The sequence below is a fragment of the Pseudomonas umsongensis genome, assembly GCF_012647205.1.
Classification (GTDB): domain Bacteria; phylum Pseudomonadota; class Gammaproteobacteria; order Pseudomonadales; family Pseudomonadaceae; genus Aquipseudomonas; species Aquipseudomonas umsongensis.
The window spans coordinates 1,577,673-1,593,586 of record NZ_CP051487.1 but is presented as its reverse complement, the minus strand read 5'-3'; the positions used below and the strand labels follow the sequence as shown (position 1 = coordinate 1,593,586).

At 59.3% G+C, this 15,914-nt stretch carries 18 protein-coding genes and 1 tRNA gene; 12 read left to right on the top strand and 7 right to left on the bottom strand.

Features of this window, described 5'->3' with window-relative positions; genetic code table 11:
- Positions 1–22: 22 nt before the first annotated feature.
- From atzF to HGP31_RS07155, 8 genes are all read left to right on the top strand, one after another.
- A complete protein-coding gene (gene atzF / locus HGP31_RS07190; RefSeq protein ID WP_020798405.1) occupies positions 23–1,801 on the top strand; it encodes an allophanate hydrolase in 1,779 nt (592 codons plus the stop codon).
- A 215-nt stretch (positions 1,802–2,016) separates the two neighbouring features.
- A complete protein-coding gene (locus HGP31_RS07185; RefSeq protein ID WP_020798404.1) occupies positions 2,017–3,510 on the top strand; it encodes a sensor domain-containing diguanylate cyclase in 1,494 nt (497 codons plus the stop codon).
- Entirely contained in the window at positions 3,497–3,715 is a 219-nt protein-coding gene (locus HGP31_RS07180; protein ID WP_020798403.1) for a cysteine-rich CWC family protein, read from the top strand. The genes HGP31_RS07185 and HGP31_RS07180 overlap by 14 nt, the downstream gene beginning before the upstream one ends.
- Positions 3,716–3,749: 34 nt before the next feature.
- Positions 3,750–4,442 carry a pseudouridine synthase gene (locus HGP31_RS07175; RefSeq protein ID WP_033045509.1) on the top strand — a complete coding sequence of 231 codons (693 nt, stop codon included), beginning with the start codon at positions 3,750–3,752 and terminating at the stop codon, positions 4,440–4,442.
- 310 nt (positions 4,443–4,752) lie between these two features.
- Entirely contained in the window at positions 4,753–5,637 is an 885-nt protein-coding gene (locus tag HGP31_RS07170; RefSeq protein WP_020798401.1) for an alpha/beta fold hydrolase, read from the top strand.
- Between the two features lie 165 nt (positions 5,638–5,802).
- Positions 5,803–5,876 (top strand) — tRNA-Gly (locus HGP31_RS07165).
- Positions 5,877–6,329: 453 nt separating this feature from the next.
- Positions 6,330–6,509, top strand: a complete 180-nt coding sequence (locus tag HGP31_RS07160; protein WP_168757370.1) for a type II toxin-antitoxin system HicA family toxin — start codon at positions 6,330–6,332, stop codon at positions 6,507–6,509.
- Positions 6,510–6,544: 35 nt separating this feature from the next.
- The gene (locus HGP31_RS07155) at positions 6,545–6,952 is read left to right on the top strand and encodes a type II toxin-antitoxin system HicB family antitoxin (protein ID WP_020798399.1); all 408 of its coding nucleotides are present in this window, start codon (positions 6,545–6,547) and stop codon (positions 6,950–6,952) included.
- 156 nt (positions 6,953–7,108) lie between these two features.
- Here the strand turns inward: HGP31_RS07155 and tam are convergent, their stop codons facing one another.
- The gene (tam, locus tag HGP31_RS07150; RefSeq protein ID WP_020798398.1) at positions 7,109–7,879 is read right to left on the bottom strand and encodes a trans-aconitate 2-methyltransferase; all 771 of its coding nucleotides are present in this window, start codon (positions 7,877–7,879) and stop codon (positions 7,109–7,111) included.
- Between the two features lie 258 nt (positions 7,880–8,137).
- Here tam and HGP31_RS07145 point away from each other — a divergent pair, with 258 nt between their 5' ends.
- On the top strand, positions 8,138–8,548 hold the full coding sequence (locus HGP31_RS07145) for a low affinity iron permease family protein (protein ID WP_020798397.1): 411 nt from the start codon (positions 8,138–8,140) through the stop codon (positions 8,546–8,548).
- A 45-nt stretch (positions 8,549–8,593) separates the two neighbouring features.
- On the opposite strand, the gene HGP31_RS07140 is transcribed toward HGP31_RS07145, so the two are convergent.
- The 5 genes from HGP31_RS07140 to HGP31_RS07120 form a co-directional block, all read right to left on the bottom strand.
- Positions 8,594–9,097: a DUF4142 domain-containing protein gene (locus tag HGP31_RS07140; RefSeq protein ID WP_020798396.1), complete on the bottom strand. Its 504-nt coding sequence runs from the start codon at positions 9,095–9,097 to the stop codon at positions 8,594–8,596.
- Between the two features lie 74 nt (positions 9,098–9,171).
- A complete protein-coding gene (locus HGP31_RS30430; RefSeq protein ID WP_080725380.1) occupies positions 9,172–9,327 on the bottom strand; it encodes a stress protein in 156 nt (51 codons plus the stop codon).
- A 117-nt stretch (positions 9,328–9,444) separates the two neighbouring features.
- Positions 9,445–10,791 (bottom strand): sensor domain-containing protein, encoded by a 1,347-nt coding sequence (locus HGP31_RS07130; RefSeq protein ID WP_168759137.1) that lies wholly within the window; start codon positions 10,789–10,791, stop codon positions 9,445–9,447.
- Between the two features lie 99 nt (positions 10,792–10,890).
- Positions 10,891–11,529, bottom strand: coding sequence for a LysE family translocator (locus tag HGP31_RS07125; RefSeq protein WP_033044291.1), 639 nt, complete (start codon positions 11,527–11,529; stop codon positions 10,891–10,893).
- On the bottom strand, positions 11,526–12,479 hold the full coding sequence (locus HGP31_RS07120) for a LysR family transcriptional regulator (RefSeq protein WP_168757369.1): 954 nt from the start codon (positions 12,477–12,479) through the stop codon (positions 11,526–11,528). Before HGP31_RS07120 ends, HGP31_RS07125 begins: the two co-directional genes overlap by 4 nt.
- Before the next feature lie 77 nt (positions 12,480–12,556).
- On the opposite strand from HGP31_RS07120, the gene HGP31_RS07115 reads away from it, so the two are divergent.
- Positions 12,557–13,045, top strand: a complete 489-nt coding sequence (locus HGP31_RS07115; protein WP_168757368.1) for a DMT family transporter — start codon at positions 12,557–12,559, stop codon at positions 13,043–13,045.
- A gap of 313 nt (positions 13,046–13,358) precedes the next feature.
- The gene (locus HGP31_RS07110) at positions 13,359–14,378 is read left to right on the top strand and encodes a DUF4917 family protein (RefSeq protein ID WP_168757367.1); all 1,020 of its coding nucleotides are present in this window, start codon (positions 13,359–13,361) and stop codon (positions 14,376–14,378) included.
- A 96-nt stretch (positions 14,379–14,474) separates the two neighbouring features.
- Here HGP31_RS07110 and HGP31_RS07105 read toward each other — a convergent pair whose 3' ends face one another.
- A complete protein-coding gene (locus HGP31_RS07105) occupies positions 14,475–15,017 on the bottom strand; it encodes a helix-turn-helix domain-containing protein (RefSeq protein WP_020798388.1) in 543 nt (180 codons plus the stop codon).
- A 112-nt stretch (positions 15,018–15,129) separates the two neighbouring features.
- Between HGP31_RS07105 and HGP31_RS07100 the strand changes: the two genes are divergently transcribed.
- Positions 15,130–15,912: an aldolase gene (locus HGP31_RS07100; RefSeq protein ID WP_020798387.1), complete on the top strand. Its 783-nt coding sequence runs from the start codon at positions 15,130–15,132 to the stop codon at positions 15,910–15,912.
- Positions 15,913–15,914 lie beyond the last annotated feature (2 nt).

Sequence of the window (15,914 nt, the reverse complement as noted above, 5' to 3'; positions counted from 1 at the left end):
CCATTTCGAAAGGACAAATACCATGAACATCAATCTGCAACTCGACGCCCTGCGCAACGCCTACCGCGATGGCAGCACCACGCCCCGGCAACTGCTGCCGGGCCTTCGGGACAAAGCGGCGGCACTGAACCCGGACTATCACCTGTTCATCCACTTGCTCAGCGCCGAAGAACTGGAGCCCTACCTCGCCGCCCTCGACGGCCGCGACATCGACAGCCTGCCGCTGTACGGCGTGCCGTTCGCGATCAAGGACAACATCGACCTGGCGGGCATACCGACCACGGCGGCCTGTCCGGCATTCGCCTACGTACCGCAACGTTCGGCGACCATCGTCGAGCAACTGCTGGCGCTGGGCGCAGTTCCCCTGGGCAAGACCAACCTCGATCAGTTCGCCACCGGCCTCAACGGCACTCGCTCGCCCTATGGCGCATGCTCCAATAGTGTGTTGCCGGAGTATCCGTCGGGTGGTTCCAGCGCCGGTTCTTCACTGGCGGTGGCGCTCGGTGTGGCGAGTTTTTCCCTGGGCACCGACACTGCGGGCTCCGGGCGCGTGCCGGCGGCGTTGAACAATCTGGTCGGGATGAAAGCCACCAAGGGCCTGATTTCCACCGCCGGCGTGGTGCCGGCCTGTCGCACCCTCGATTGCGTGACGACGTTCACCGCAACCGCCCGGGAGGCCAGTCAGTTGCTTGCATTGACCGCCAAACTCGACCCACGGGACGAGTACAGCCGCAGCAATCCGTCGTGGAATGACGGCTCGGCGTTCGGTGCCATGCGTGCCTTCCGTTTCGGCGTGCCCCGGGCGCAAGACCTGGAGTTTTTCGGCTGCGCTGAAGGCCCGTTATTGTTCGCCGACGCCGTCGAGCAACTCAAAGCCATGGGCGGTTACGCCGTGGAGCTCGATCTGTCGCCGTTCCTCGAAGCGGCACGTCTGCTCTACGAAGGCCCTTGGGTAGCCGAGCGCTACAGCGTGGCCGGCGAGCTGATGGAAGAAAATCCGCAAGCCGTGTTGCCGGTGATTCGCGCCGTATTGGCCAAGGCGCCGGCGGTCAACGGCGTGCAAACCTTCCGCGCGCAGTATCGCCTGCAAGCGCTGAAAGCCTTGTGCGACAAAGCACTCGATGGCCTCGATTGCGTAGTCACGCCGACCATTGGCCGCCCGGTCACACTGGCGGAACTCCACGCCGAACCGGTCCAGCGCAATAGCGAACTGGGCTACTACACCAACTTCATGAACCTGCTCGACTACGCCGCCATCGCCGTGCCCAGCGGGTTCATGGACAACGGTTTGCCCTGGGGCGTGACCCTGTTCGGACGGGCGTTCACCGATCAATACCTGTTGAGTCTGGCCGATGGCTTGCAGCGCCAGCAAGGATTGGCGGCACCGGCACCGACGGTTGTTGCGCGCAATGACCGGGCGCGGCTGGTGGTCTGTGGCGCGCACCTGGATGGCCTGGCGTTGAACTGGCAGCTCAAGCAGCGCGGCGCGCGCCTGGTGGAAAGTACGTTCAGCTCACCCGACTATCAACTGTATGCCTTGGCCGGTGGCCCGCCGTTTCGTCCGGGCATGGTTCGGGTCAAGGACGGCGGTGTGGCGATTGCCGTGGAAGTCTGGGAACTGCCGAGTAGCGAACTGGGTTCGTTCCTGACCGGCATACCGGCACCGTTGGGTTTGGGCAAGGTGCAACTGGCGGATGGTCGCTGGGAAAGCGGGTTCATCTGTGAGGCCTATGGGTTGGAGGGGGCGGTGGATATCAGCCACCTGGGCGGCTGGAGGGCCTACCTACACCTCCTGACGTGAGATCGTTCCCACGCTCTGCGTGGGAATGCAGCCCGGGACGCTCCGCGTCCCCTCCAGAGCCGAACGCGGAGCGTCCGTTGAGGCATTCCCACGCAGAGCGTGGGAACGATCTGTGTCAAAACACAGGAACGACCATTCGCGACGTACATGGAGCAGCTATTTCCCCCGACAGTCCTTAGAATGCTCGCCACCGGATAGCTGACAATGGAACTGCCATGCCGCTTCGCTCGCCGCTGTATTCCCAACGGTCGTTGGTCCTCACGCTGGTCGCGTTGCTGGGTGCAGGCTTCCTGGCCACCTCCTTTCTCAGTTACTACGCCTCGCGCGCGTCGATCCGCGACAACATCGTCAATACCGAACTGCCGCTGACCTCGGACACCGTCTACTCGGAAATCCAGAAAGACCTGGTCAGGCCAATCCTGATTTCCTCAATGATGTCCCGCGACACCTTCATGCGCGACTGGGTGGTCAATGGCGAGCGCGACACCGGCCAGATGACCCGCTACCTCAACGAGGTCATGACCCACTACGGCGCCTACACGGCGTTTTTCGTCTCCGACACCAGCCTGACCTACTACCACGCCAAGGGCGTGCTCAAGCAGGTCAAGACCACCGAACCCCGCGATGCCTGGTACTTTCGTGTCCGTGACATGAAAGACCCCTACGAGATCAACGTCGATCCGGACCTCGCCAACAAAGACAACCTGACCGTCTTCATCAACTACAAGGTCTACGACTATCACAACCGCTTCATCGGCGCCGCGGGTGTCGGGCTGACGGTCGACGCGGTGATCAAGCTGATCGACAAATACCAGCAGCGCTACCAGCGCAGCGTGTACTTCGTCGACACCTTCGGCCGCCTGGTGCTCACCGGGGCCGAGGGCGGACCGCAAGGTGCCCTGGCCGGGCAGACCCTGGCCGAACTCGACAGCATGAAAAACCTGCTCAATCAGTTGCCCAAGCCCCACAGCGGCAGCTACGAATACTCGGGCCAAGGCCAGGGGCATTTCCTCAACGTGCGGTTCATCCCGGAGCTGAACTGGTACCTGTTCGTCGATAAGCGCGAAGATGGCGACCTCAACGACATCCGTCGCTCGTTGTACCTCAACTTGCTGATTTGCCTAGTGGTCACATTGACCGTGCTGGCCCTGCTCAACCGCGTGATCAATCGCTACCAAAGTCAGATCCAGACCCAGGCGACACTCGACAGCCTGACCGAGCTGCCAAACCGTCGCGGCTTCGACCTGCTGGCCGCGCAAGCGATGCAAGAAGCCCAGCGCGAACCCAGGCCGCTGACGGCGTTGCTGCTGGACCTGGACCATTTCAAGGCCTTGAACGACACCTACGGCCACCTGGCCGGCGATCAGGTGCTGATCGGCTTCGCCCGTGACCTGGAAAGCTGCCTGCGCCACTCCGACATCGTCAGTCGCTGGGGCGGCGAGGAATTCATCGTGCTGCTCAAGGACACCGACGCAGAGACGGGTCAAGTGATCGCCGAGAAAATACGCCGGCATGTGGAACACCAGCCATATGCGTACAATGGCAACCGCTTGCAACTGACCGTCAGCATCGGCCTGACCTCCCTGCAACCCGATGACACCTTGCACACCCTGCTGTCGCGGGCCGATCATGCGATGTATCGGGCCAAACAATCGGGCCGCAACCGAACCTGCGTGGAGCTCCCACACCCTGTCTATGACCAAGCCTGACCTCTGCCCCGCTTGCGGCGCACCCAACGATTGCACCCTGGCCGACCCGCGAACCGCGGACAGGGCGTGCTGGTGCTACGGCGTCAGCATCGATCCGGCGGTGCTCCAGGCGCTGCCTGCAGAGCTGCGCAACGCAGCCTGCCTGTGCCCGCGTTGCGCCGAGGTCGAGGCGCAGTTGCAAGCAACGGCCCGGCCGATCACGTAAGATACGCCGCCCTTTACTCACCGATCTTCAAGTCATGCGCGTCGACCGTTTTCTCAGCAACCTGCCCTGCTTCAACCGAAAGCAGGTGCGCCTGTTGCTGGTGGAAAAACGCGTCAGGATCGACGGCCAGACCGTCAGCGATCCCCACGCCGACGTCCGCGAATTCAGCCGCGTCGAAGTCGACGACGAAGTGCTGCAAGCCGGCAAGGCGCTGCGTCACTTCATGCTGCATAAACCCGTCGGATGCGTCAGCGCCACTCGCGACCCCCAACACCGCACCGTACTGGACCTGATCACGGAGCCAGACAAGGATGACCTGCACATCGCCGGCCGCCTGGACTTCAACACCACCGGCCTGATGCTGATCACCAATGACGGCAGTTGGTCGCGACGCCTGACCCAGCCACAGACCAAACTGGCGAAGGTCTACTACGTTGAAACCGAGCAGGACATCGGCCCCGAATACGCGGTCAAATTCCGCGAGGGGCTGTATTTCGCCTTCGAAGACCTCACCACCCAACCCGCCGGGCTAGAGCTTCTGGGCCCCAAAAGCGCGCGCCTGAGCATCGTCGAAGGCCGGTATCACCAGGTCAAGCGCATGTTCGGTCACTTCAACAACAAAGTAACGCGCCTGCACCGCGAACGCATGGGCCCGCTGACGCTCGACAACGCGCTGAAACCCGGCGAATACCGCCCTTTGAGCGACCATGAGATCGAATTGATCTAAGCAATCTACCGCTCAGCAGAAGTTGTCGAACAATTTACCAAAGACACTTGCGCGATGACGTGACGCCTGCTTGAATCAGGACGTCGGCCGAAATGTGACCGATGAGTCACAGATTACATCCAAGAAACTTTTTGCCGGTAGGAACCCTTGGGTTCCGGCCTCACCCGGCAGACTGCCCGCCAATAACAATACCCGTCGACCGGGCTGCATGGATCGACATGGGCTAACAATTTCAAGGCGTATGCCTACCTGTCACAAAGCTCGTGCAATCTCATTTGCGCGCATACCCGCTTGCCAGGAGTCTTATGACATGAGGCCAGAAATCGCTGTGTTGGATATACAGGGTCAGTATCGGGTTTACACGGAGTTCTATCGCGCAGACGCCGCAGAAAAGACCATTATTCTGGTCAACGGCTCGCTTGCCACGACTGCGTCGTTTGCACAAACCGTTAAAAACCTCCACCCGCAGTTCAATGTCGTCTGCTACGACCAGCCCTACGCGGGCAAATCCAAAGCCCACAACCTGCATGAGAAATTGCTGACCAAGGAAGTCGAAGGGCAGATCCTCCTGGAACTGATCGACCACTTCGCCGCCGAGCACGTGTTGTCGTTTTCCTGGGGTGGCGCCGCGACGCTGGTCGCATTGGCCCAACAACCTCGGCGCATCGAAAAAGCCGTGATCAGCTCGTTCTCCCCGGAGATCAATGCGCACATGCTCGACTACCTCGAGCGCGGAGTCGACTACCTCGGTAGCCGCGATGGCGACCGGGTCGGCAACCTGGTCAACAGCACCATCGGCAAACACTTGCCGACGCTGTTCAAGCGCTTCAACTACCGCCACGTCAGCAGCCTGGCCGATCACGAATACGGGCAGATGCATTTCCACATCAACGACTTGCTGCACAGCGATCGCCAGTGCTTCTTCAAGGCGGCGCAGAAAATCAACGTACCGGTGCTGTTCATGAACGGCGAATGGGACGAATACACCGCCGCCGAGGGCGCACGGTTGTTCGCCGACCACGTGCAACACGCCACCTTCACGACCCTGGATGCAACTGGCCATTTTCTCGACATGGAGCACAAAGCCGCCTGCCGAGACAGCCGCAATGCACTGCTGGGGTTCCTGAAGCCAGCACAGCACGAAAGCCGACCGCGTTTCCACCACGTTCAGGACCGCCATGCATTGTCCCTGTGAAGTAGCGTCATCGCGAGCAAGCCCCACCCTTCCCTGTAGGAGCGAGGCTTGCCCGCGAATGACCGTCTCACGGTCTGTGGACGTCATTCACCCGAGCTAAAGCCATCAAACGCAAAGAAAAACTTCATTTCCACGCGCACATCTGGTACAAAGTCACCGCTCTGAGCGGGTGTCGTATAATGGCATTACTCCAGCTTCCCAAGCTGATAACGAGGGTTCGATTCCCTTCACCCGCTCCAATCGAATTTTTTGTCTCACGTTGTTTTTTGACGGGGGATGCAGATATAGAAAAAAACCGGCCTTCAGAGCCGGTTTTTTTGTGTCTGGAATTTGATGAGATTCCAGCTTGTCATTTCCGCTGGTCGCCACTGCAGTGCCCCAGCCGCTCTGCTTACATTAGCGTTTTCGCATAGGATCGACGCTCCGTTAGCGTTTTTCTTGCCTCAGTGAAGAATTTCGTTAAAGCAAGTCGGTTTCAAGACCTTCCAGAGAGCACAGGAGCATCTGCTGGAAAGACTAAAGGAAAACCTTCGCAATACATCCATTCGGGTTGTCCAAGGCTTTTTCGCATCGCCCTCCTAGACTCGATTCCTATCGCTGCCCCACCGAGCCAGGAAGACTTTGGTGGTTATAGTGTTGATTAAAAAAATTCAGTGGGTATAGTAACCACAAGCACACCACAGGGAGGTGTTGTGAATAGCCGATTTTTGATTAGCCAACTCGTTGCGGACGGCTGGTATCTGGTACGTATAAGAGGCAGCCACCATCACTTCAAGCATCCGACCAAACCGGGGCTGGTGACCGTCCCTCACCCGAAGAAAGATCTTCTCAAGAAAACGGCCATTAGAATTTTGCAACAGGCGCTGCTCTGATTAATGCTGCGCTGAGTCCTCGGAGGACAATGACAATGCTTTACCCGATTGCGATTTCAATGGGAGATGAGGAGCACGCCTGGGGCGTTGAAGTCCCTGACATTCCCGGCTGTTTTTCCGCCGGGGAAGATCTGGATGATGCGATGGCGATGGCCCGAGAAGCCATTGAAGGCCATTTCGAGATTCTGGCCGAAGGCGGTTCACCCATTCCTCCTGCGAACAAAGTGACATTGCACGCAGCCAATCCCAAGTACACGGGGTGCGCATGGGCACTAGTGGACATCGACGTTACCAAGTATCTAGGCAAGGCCCAGAAGCTGAACATCACGCTGCCTGGTTACCTGCTCAACCGTATTGATGAGTATGTGCTGCACCACCCGGAAGAGAAAAGCCGTTCGGGCTTCCTGGCTTCGGCAGCACTCAAGGTGTTGCAACAACGTTGATAAGCTGATTGCAGCGATCTATCAACCGGCCCGCGCGGCCGGTTTTTTCGTCAACGAATGGGGCCCCTCAGATGCCGAGGCCGTCGCGCAACCGACACTGACCCAAAAGCGGGATCGCCTGATGATGTTGGTAAGTGTTCAGCGCTGATTGATAAATCAGCGCGTCGCCACCAGAAACAATCGCGGGAATGGCAGCAGCACCGAACCATCGGCCAATGCCGGATAGGCTTGTGCAATTGCAGCCTGATACTGCTGCAGAAACTGCGTGCGTTCGGTCTCATCCAGCGGTTCGAGGAAGGGCCGCAGTCCGCTGCCCTTGAACCACTCCACCACCCCCGACGCGCCGCCCGCCAACGGATGATGGTACGTGGTGCGCCAGACATCGACGCGGGTGCAACAGGCTTTCAGCATCGAGTAATAAGCGCTGGCATCGGCCATTTCCGTGCGTTGTCCGGCGACTTCAGCAAGTTTGCCTGCCCAGGGACCTTCCGCCGCGACTTCGCGCATCAAGCGGTGTGAGGGTTGATTGAGGTTGTCGGGCATCTGGATTGCCAGGCTGCCACCAGGTGCGAGCTTGCTCACCAGCGCCGGCAGCAACGTTGCGTGATCGGGCACCCACTGCAGTACCGCGTTGGCAAAAATCACATCGAATGGGCCAGTGTCATTCCAGGTGTCGATGTCAGCGACATCGAAGCGCACCTGTGGCAAGCGCTTGCGCGCGGCCTCGATCATGTCGGTCGAACTGTCCAGCCCCCGCACTGTGGCATCAGCGAAGCGCTCCACCAGCAACTCGGTCGAGTTACCGGGACCGCAACCGATGTCGATGGCCGAGCGCACTGCACCGGAGGGGATGGCGGCCAGCAGGTCGCGGGCGGGACGGGTCCGTTCATCTTCGAAAGTGACGTATTGTTTGGCGGACCAACTCATGGCGTTCTCCTGTCGGTGCATTTGTTTTTTCGGCACGGGCAAAAATTTCAATCGTAACCATACATCGCCAGCAACCCAATGCGAGCCTTTCAATGGGCAAAACTTCAAGATCAAAAGATCGCAGCCTGCGGCAGCTCCTACATCGGATCAACCCGTAGGAGCTGCCGCAGGCTGCGATCTTTTGATCTGAAATAAGCCGAATTTTCACCCCGCCGCCACTGTCTGAAATTCAGGCGCCCACTTATAAGGAAAACGGCCATGAAATTCGCAAAAATCGCACAGAAACTTGCTTTGTGGACCGGCAGCCCTTCGACATTCCTCGGGGCGATCATCCTGATTTTGCTGTGGGGATTCAGTGGGCCGATCTTCGGTTTCAACGATACATGGCAGTTGGTCATCAACACCTCGACTACCATCATCACCTTCCTGATGGTGTTCCTGATCCAGAACACGCAGAACCGCGACACGGACATTCTGCACCTGAAGGTCGATGAGTTGCTGCGAGTGACGAAAGAAGCACAGAACGCGATGCTCGGGCTCGAGGCCCTGGACCTCAAGGAACTGGAAGCACTGAGAAAGCACTACCGCAGCCTTGGCGAAGGCCAGACCATTTCCATTGATGGCACCGTGGTCCAGGAGAAAGGCAAGCAGGATCTGAATAAATGCTGATCGACAGTGCGTGGGTGACCGCAAGTCACCCACGCACGCGAAGCGTTAGCGACTGGCTTGCAAGGCCCTGGCCATTTGCAGGTGATTCTGCAGCTTTGGCAGGGTCTCTTCTGCGAACGCCTTGATTTGCGGCACGTCAGTGGTCTGGGCCGTTTGCTCCAGCTGCTCGATGGCTTCCTGGGTGGTCTTGACCTGACTGGCCGCGTAGGCTTGGTCGAAGGTCTCGCCTTCCATGACCTGCGGCATCAGCGCCTTGGCTTTTTCCATCACTTCTTCACGCGGTGCCACCGGCAGATCCAGTTGCTTGGCGATTTTCGCCAGGTGCTGGTTGGCGGTCGTGCGATCGTTGATCACGACGATGGTGTAGTCCTTGACCTCCTTGGATTCGGACTTCTGGTGCGCCAGTCGGCTGGCTTCGATGTCAGCGATGCCTTTGGCCGACGCATCGTTGATGAATTCGGTGGGCGTCTGGGCGAAGGCACTGTTGGCACACAGGCCCAGTAACGCGGCTAGACCGCAGTTGCGTAATCGGGTGGCCATAGGGTTCATGGTCGCGCCCTCCTCAGTAAAAATTCAAACGGGAGCTTTCGCTCCCGCTTCTCAATCAGAACCATCTGCATCCATTACTTGGATTTCTGGCCGGGTTTGCGGCCCATCTCGGACTTCGTGGAGTCTTTATCAACAGTCGTGGTCGTGGTTTTCCCACCTTTACGACCGGCTTCAGACGTCTTCGTTCGATCGTTGGCGTGTCCCGAGCTCGAGTTTCTTGAGTTAGGCATGATTCTCTACCTCTTGATGATGATCTCGGCGAGCCATTGCCCGCATAGAATCTGAATTTGCATCCATCAAAAGGTTTAGAAAAGCTGGAATCGCCACGACGAACGGTGGCGATAATGTCAAACGAGCCGCAGGTGTTGCTCGCGCTTGGCGCTGTACATCGCCTCGTCGGCGTGCCTGAACAGCTGCGTTTCTTCAGTGCCGTGTTCGGGGTATTGGGCGACGCCGATGCTTGGCTGGATATGCAAGCTGTGTCCGTCCAGGCGCATGGGCGCAGACAGTACCTGGCGAATTTTCCCGGCCACACAGTCGGCATCCCCCGAGGCGTGGATGCTGTGCAGCAACACCACGAATTCGTCACCGCCAATACGCGCCACCGTGTCGGTTTCGCGCACGCAGCCCTTGAGCCGATTGGCCACGGTTTGCAGCAACATGTCGCCGACCGCGTGACCGTGGGTGTCGTTGACTTGTTTGAAGCGGTCAAGATCGACGTACAACAGGGCCATACGTCCACGCTCCTCCAGCGCCGACGCCAAGGCCAGCTTCAGTCGGTCCCGTAGCAGTTCCCGGTTGGGCAGCTGGGTCAACTGGTCGTACTGGGCCATGTGCTGCAGGCGCGTGTGCAATTGCTTGCGCTCGATCGCCGTCGCGACTTGTGCGCAAACGTATTGCAGCAACTCCTTGTCCTGTTCGGTGTAACGCTCATCGCCCGGCTTGCTTTTGACGATCAGGGCACCAATCGTGCCGTTTTGCGAGTTCAGCGGTACACCCAGCCAGCACGGCGAATGCTGCCCGCTCACCAGCGACTCGAACTCCAAGGGCAGGTCGCTCTGGTCCGGCGTCAGCAGGATCGGCAGGCCGCTTTGGACGACCTCCGCGCAAAGGCGTGCGGTGATGGTTCCGGGCTGTTCGGGATGCGGTTCGTGGTCGTCGACGTGATAGGGAAAATTCAGCTGCGCACACTGCTCGTCATACAGCGCCACGGAAAAATTCAACGCCGGTAGCCATTCGCCGATGATCAGATGGATACGCTTGAACAACGCCAGCAAGTCTTCCGCGGCATGTGCCGCTTCGGAAATCGCATACAACGCCGCTTGTCGGGATTCGGCCAGCTTACGCTCGGTAATGTCGCGGGCCACGGCGATGCGCAGCTGGTCGACCTCCGACCAACGCGCCGACCACAGGATATTGACCACCCGGCCGTCCTTGCGCAGGTAGCGGTTTTCGAAATTCAGCTTGGGTTCGCCGCCCATGATTTCCCGCGCGGCGTCGAGGGTGCGCTGGCGATCGGCCGGGTGCACCAGATCGATCATTGGCTGGCCGATCAGTTCGTCGGGGGTATAGCCGAAAATGCGCTCGCACGCCGCGCTGACAAATACGAAGCGGCCTTGTTTGTCGACCGCGCAAACGGCGTCCAGCAGGAGGTCAATGTAGCTCGCCAACGGCGCGGAGTTTGTGCTGGTCATGGTGCCGTGATTTTGTCCGGACATTGCAGCCATTGGAAACTCTCCCTGACCGGTCAGGCGCCTGAGCGCCGACGGTACAACCGACGCATCCCTTCAATCTCACGCCTTGTTCGTCACCAGCCCCGGCAGTGCATGCGCCAGGGCGTTGATGGCGAAACCGATGAACATCAGCCCGCATAACCGGGTGATAGCCAGTTCATGGCGTTGATACAAGGTGCGCACGCGCCGCGCGCCAACGATGCCGATGAGGATAGCGTAGGCCAGCAGGCCGCCGACGAAGCTCAAGACGATCAGCCACGGCAACATCGACCAGCTCAGCAACTCTGCCCGGCTGGACAATAGCGCAGTGAAGGTGGCCACCGCCACCGGGTAAGCTTTCGGATTGGTCAGGCCGAACAGAATGCCGTGCCAGAATGGCTGCCGCGCAGGCCCCTGCGGCGCCTCGCCCACCCGCTGGCGCGCGCGCACCGCACGCCAGCCGAGCCAGAACAGGTAGAGCCCGCTGAGCACGCCCAGTACATCGAAGGCCGTGCTGCCGATTTCCCGCGCACCGACAATCGCTATCAATGCGGTACTGCACCAGACCACGTCGCCCAACAAATGCCCGCAGAGAAACCCCGCCCCCGCCCGCCTTCCGTGGGCGGCGCCGATGCCGAACACCGCCAATACCCCAGGCCCTGGCGTGATGCCATAGATGAAGCCCGAGGCGAGAACAGCCATTAGCAGGGAGGGAGTCATGGGAAGTCCTTTTGCGCTGTTTGGGTGAATGGGCGCCAGTTTATATCAGCTGAGGCTCGCTCAATTTGCGCATTCAACCAATTCAACGCCTGGTCGCTGCCCCGGCGTTTGTGCCAGGCCAGGACAAAGGTGAACGACGGGATATCAAACGGCGGCGGCACGATAATCAATGACTGCTCGTCGATATCGCGCAAGGCACGAGAGGCGACGGTGAGGATCAGGTCGGTGCCGCTGATCAACTGCGGGGCGACGCTCCAGTGCGGCAGGCTGACGGCGACTCGACGACGCTCGCGCAGGCGGGTCAAGGCGCGCTCGATTTCCGGGGTACCGCTGCCACGCATTTCCAACAAGACGTGGGGGCGGCTCAAATAGGTGCGAAGCTCGAGCACGCTCGCGTCAGCCAGGCTGTTGCGGTCCAGCAGGCAGACATAGTGCTCTTCGAACAACGGCGTGCTGCGCAACTCGTTGGGCATTTCCGGAAACACCCCGGCGGCAGCATCGATATCACCGTTGAGCACCCCTTCGAGCATGCCTTCACGGCTGGCGTGGCTGATCTGCAGGTCGATGCCGGGCGCTTCACGACGCAGCGTGCGAATCAATTCCGGCAGGACGATGGCGGCGCCATAGTCAGACATCGCCAGGCGAAAAGTGCGTTTGGCCGTGGCCGGATCAAAGGCATTCGGTGCCAGCAGCGATTGCACCTGGGCCAACACTTCACCCAGCGGAGCCATCACCTCCAGCGCTCGTGGAGTCGGCACCAGGCTTGCGCCAGCGCGCACCAGCAACGGATCACCGAGCAGATCGCGCAAGCGTGCCAGGGCATGGCTGACAGCAGGCTGGCTCAGGTGCAGGCGCTCGGCCGCACGGGTCACGTGTTGCTCGCTGAGCAAGGCGTCGAGGATCACCAGCAGGTTGAGATCAATGCGCCGCAGATCATTCATCTGATGCATGTTCTGGATAGCAAAACGGAATTTAAATCTGCGCGACGAATGCTCTAGAGTCCAGCAAAACCTGTTGGAGAATGAATATGAGTACGTTGCATTGGGCGGGTCTGTTGTTGCTTGCTGCATTCGCCGGAGCGGTGGTGCCGTTCCAGAGCGCGATCAATGCCAATCTGGGACGCGGCCTGGGTCATCCATTGTGGGCGACCCTCGCTTCATTGGTGGTGAGCATCCTGGTGCTGTTGCCGATCATGCTGGCGATGCGTTTGCCATTGCCGTCGATGGCGTTCATCGGCAAGGCGCCGCTGTGGATGTGGGCCGGTGGTGCGTTTGGGGTGTGTTTTATTTCACTGGCGCTGGTATTGCTGCCCAAGCTTGGCGCTTCGGGATTCATGGCGTTGGCGTTGGCGGGGCAAGTGGTGGCCTCGCTGGTGCTGGACCACTTTGGGTGGTTTGGGTTGGAGGAGCGGCCAATCACCTTGCCGCGATTGGCTGGGGCAATGTTGTTGATCGGCGGTGTGGTGTTGATTCAGTTTGGGGCCATGCCGGCCAAGTCTTTGGCGGCTGCGGGTTGAAGCTGTTACCGAGCGTTCAATGTTGATTGCCAGTCAGTCTTCGCGAGCAGGCTCCCACAGGGGAATGCATTGCTATCTGCAGGCGCTGCAGGATTCAGTAACCGTCAGAACTTGTCGAGCGTGCGCAGCTTCTGCGGCAAGTCCACAACAGCGCCGGTCGGCGGTGCTTATGCGATGACGCTGAGCGGATTCGTCCATCAACTGACGGCTGCCGCGATTGGCGCGATGATCTGAGTGATGCAGACCAGGCTCAGTGCTCGACCATGATAAAGTCGCCGCCCATCAGACCTTTTGCTTCGAGATGAACACCGCAATGACCGATTTCCAGGATGTCGACGCCCAACTTGAAGACTGGAACGTCTTGCGCAGCGGCGCTGCGTTCGACGGTTTGCTGGTGGGTAATGGGGCCAGCCGTGCGGTGTGGGATGACTTCGGTTACGACTCGCTGTTCGAAAACGCCCGCACCGTCGAAGAAAAACCTCTCAGCCCATCCGAGTTGAGTGTGTTCGATGCGCTGCAGACACGCAGCTTCGAGCAGGTACTCAGCGCTTTGAAAACCACCAGCCGGGTCAACAAGGCCCTGGCCGTCAGCTCTGCCGCACCGCGTAATCGTTACTACGCGATCAAGGAAGCGCTGATCAACACCGTGCACGCCGTCCACATCCCGTGGCGGTTGGTCGAAGCCTCGAGCCTGGCGACCATCGGTGAGGAACTGGGCCGTTATCGTACAGTGTTCACCACTAACTACGACTTGCTCAATTACTGGGCGATCCAGCAGCAACCCGAGGCGATCACCGATCTGTTCCAGGGGTCAGAACCTGTCTTCGACCTGAGCGTTACCGCCACCGACAAGACCCGTTTGCTGTACTTGCACGGCGGTTTGCACCTGGTGCGCAACCAGGACGGCACCGCGCGCAAATTGATGTCGACCGAAGGCACGTTGCTGGGCAATTTCGCCATCAACAACACGATCAAGACCCTCGACGATGTACCGTTGTTCATCAATGAAGGGCCGAGCGCAGACAAGCTCAAGACCATCCGCAGTTCCGATTACCTGTCGTTCTGCTACGAGCAGTTACTCGGCCATGGCGGCGGGTTGTGTATTTTCGGGCATGCATTGGGCGAGCAGGACAGTCACATCGTGCACGCCTTGCGCCTGGCGAAACCGAAGAAGGTGGCCATCTCGATTTACCCGCGCAGCAAGGCGTTCATCCAGCACCAGAAGCGGCATTACGCGAAGCTGTTCGAGGGGACTGGGGTTGAGTTGCAGTTTTTTGATTCCAAGACCCATGCGCTGGGTAGCCCGAAGCTAGCGGTTCCAGTGGAAGTTTAGTTGTTTGAGCTGATGCCTTCGCGAGCAGGCTCGCTCCCACAATGGAATGCATTCCTCCTGTGGGAGCGAGCCTGCTCGCGAAGCTTTGAAGTCAACTCATTCCTCGCGGCTATGCACCACCACCAGCAACTGCGCCTGCACCTCGCCTACCGAGCGGATCCGGTGCGGTTTCTGCGAGTTGAAGTGCAGCGCATCGCCACGACCGAGCAGCACTCGCTCGTTCACAAAATCCACCTCCACCTGCCCTTCGTGGACAAACAGGAACTCTTCCCCAAGGTGCTCCTTGAAGGTTCTGTCGGTGAACTCGGTCGGCGGGTAAATGATGAACGGCAACAAGCTGCGTTCGCTGACCTGACGGGCCAGTACCGCGTAGCCTGGATTGTCGTCGCTGGCACCCAGTGACTGACGCTCATGGCTGCGTACCAGGCTGTAGCTGTCAAGGCTCACCTTATCTTCGGAAAACAGCTCCTCGACCTTTACGTTCAGTGCCTTGGCCAGCTTCAATGCGGCCGCAATCGACGGCGTGTTCAGGCCGCGTTCGACTTTCGACAGATAACTCTTGGTCATGCCGGATTTTTCCGCCAGCGCCTCAAGGGTTACGCCAAGTTTTTTTCTCAATAATTTCAAACGGATAGACATGTAGAACGATTAATCCATCGAGGATGGTGACGAATTGTCCTTGCTCATGACACAAAGTGTCATATAGCATCTTTAGTGTCATATGCATGACCCAGCCAACGAGGACACCGACATGGCCGAGACTTTAGCACTGCCCAAAGATCAGTTGGTCAAGCAAGCGCTGAACCAGATGCAAAACACCCTTGTGGATAATACGTGGACCGATCGGCAAAAGCTGGCCCTGACCTGCCGCATTCTGTTCGAGAATGGCCACGACTCTGGCCTGGCTGGGCAAATCACCGCCCGCGGCCCGCAGCCTGGCACCTATTACACTCAACAACTGGGCCTGGGTTTCGACGAAATCACTGCGGGTAACCTGTTGCTGGTCAACGAAGACCTGCAAGTGCTCGAAGGCCACGGCATGCCGAACCCGGCCAACCGCTTCCACAGCTGGGTGTACCGCGCCCGGCCAGATGTGAACTGCATCATTCACACCCACCCGACTCACGTCGCAGCGTTGTCGATGCTGGAAGTGCCGCTGCAGATCTCCCACATGGACCTCTGCCCGCTCTATGACGACTGCGCGTTTCTCGAAGGCTGGCCTGGCGTACCGGTGGGCAATGAAGAAGGCGAATTGATTGCCGGCGCCTTGGGCGACAAGCGCGCGATCCTGCTTTCCCACCACGGCCAGTTGTCCACCGGCACCACCATCGAGGAGGCCTGTGTGATTGCCCAACTGATCGAACGCGCCGCCAGGTTGCAGCTGCTGGCGATGAGCGCCGGAACCATCAAGCCGATCATCCCCGAACTGGGCCGTGAAGCCCATGACTGGATTGCCCGGCCCAAGCGCCATGCCGCCGCCTTTAACTACTACGCCCGGCAGAACCTGCGTCGACACGCCGATTGCCTGAACTGAAC

What these genes read in the sequence shown, in the direction of transcription:
- HGP31_RS07110 (WP_168757367.1), top strand. Translation starts at nt 13,359, where the DNA reads ATGACCGATTTCCAGGATGTCGACGCCCAACTTGAAGACTGGAACGTC.
- HGP31_RS07125 (WP_033044291.1), bottom strand. Translation starts at nt 11,529, where the DNA reads ATGACTCCCTCCCTGCTAATGGCTGTTCTCGCCTCGGGCTTCATCTAT.
- HGP31_RS07145 (WP_020798397.1), top strand. Translation starts at nt 8,138, where the DNA reads ATGAAATTCGCAAAAATCGCACAGAAACTTGCTTTGTGGACCGGCAGC.
- HGP31_RS07130 (WP_168759137.1), bottom strand. Translation starts at nt 10,791, where the DNA reads ATGACCAGCACAAACTCCGCGCCGTTGGCGAGCTACATTGACCTCCTG.
- HGP31_RS07175 (WP_033045509.1), top strand. Translation starts at nt 3,750, where the DNA reads ATGCGCGTCGACCGTTTTCTCAGCAACCTGCCCTGCTTCAACCGAAAG.
- atzF (WP_020798405.1), top strand. Translation starts at nt 23, where the DNA reads ATGAACATCAATCTGCAACTCGACGCCCTGCGCAACGCCTACCGCGAT.
- HGP31_RS07115 (WP_168757368.1), top strand. Translation starts at nt 12,557, where the DNA reads ATGAGTACGTTGCATTGGGCGGGTCTGTTGTTGCTTGCTGCATTCGCC.
- HGP31_RS07100 (WP_020798387.1), top strand. Translation starts at nt 15,130, where the DNA reads ATGGCCGAGACTTTAGCACTGCCCAAAGATCAGTTGGTCAAGCAAGCG.
- HGP31_RS07185 (WP_020798404.1), top strand. Translation starts at nt 2,017, where the DNA reads ATGCCGCTTCGCTCGCCGCTGTATTCCCAACGGTCGTTGGTCCTCACG.
- tam (WP_020798398.1), bottom strand. Translation starts at nt 7,879, where the DNA reads ATGAGTTGGTCCGCCAAACAATACGTCACTTTCGAAGATGAACGGACC.
- HGP31_RS07105 (WP_020798388.1), bottom strand. Translation starts at nt 15,017, where the DNA reads ATGTCTATCCGTTTGAAATTATTGAGAAAAAAACTTGGCGTAACCCTT.
- HGP31_RS07180 (WP_020798403.1), top strand. Translation starts at nt 3,497, where the DNA reads ATGACCAAGCCTGACCTCTGCCCCGCTTGCGGCGCACCCAACGATTGC.
- HGP31_RS07155 (WP_020798399.1), top strand. Translation starts at nt 6,545, where the DNA reads ATGCTTTACCCGATTGCGATTTCAATGGGAGATGAGGAGCACGCCTGG.
- HGP31_RS30430 (WP_080725380.1), bottom strand. Translation starts at nt 9,327, where the DNA reads ATGCCTAACTCAAGAAACTCGAGCTCGGGACACGCCAACGATCGAACG.
- HGP31_RS07120 (WP_168757369.1), bottom strand. Translation starts at nt 12,479, where the DNA reads ATGCATCAGATGAATGATCTGCGGCGCATTGATCTCAACCTGCTGGTG.
- HGP31_RS07140 (WP_020798396.1), bottom strand. Translation starts at nt 9,097, where the DNA reads ATGAACCCTATGGCCACCCGATTACGCAACTGCGGTCTAGCCGCGTTA.
- HGP31_RS07170 (WP_020798401.1), top strand. Translation starts at nt 4,753, where the DNA reads ATGAGGCCAGAAATCGCTGTGTTGGATATACAGGGTCAGTATCGGGTT.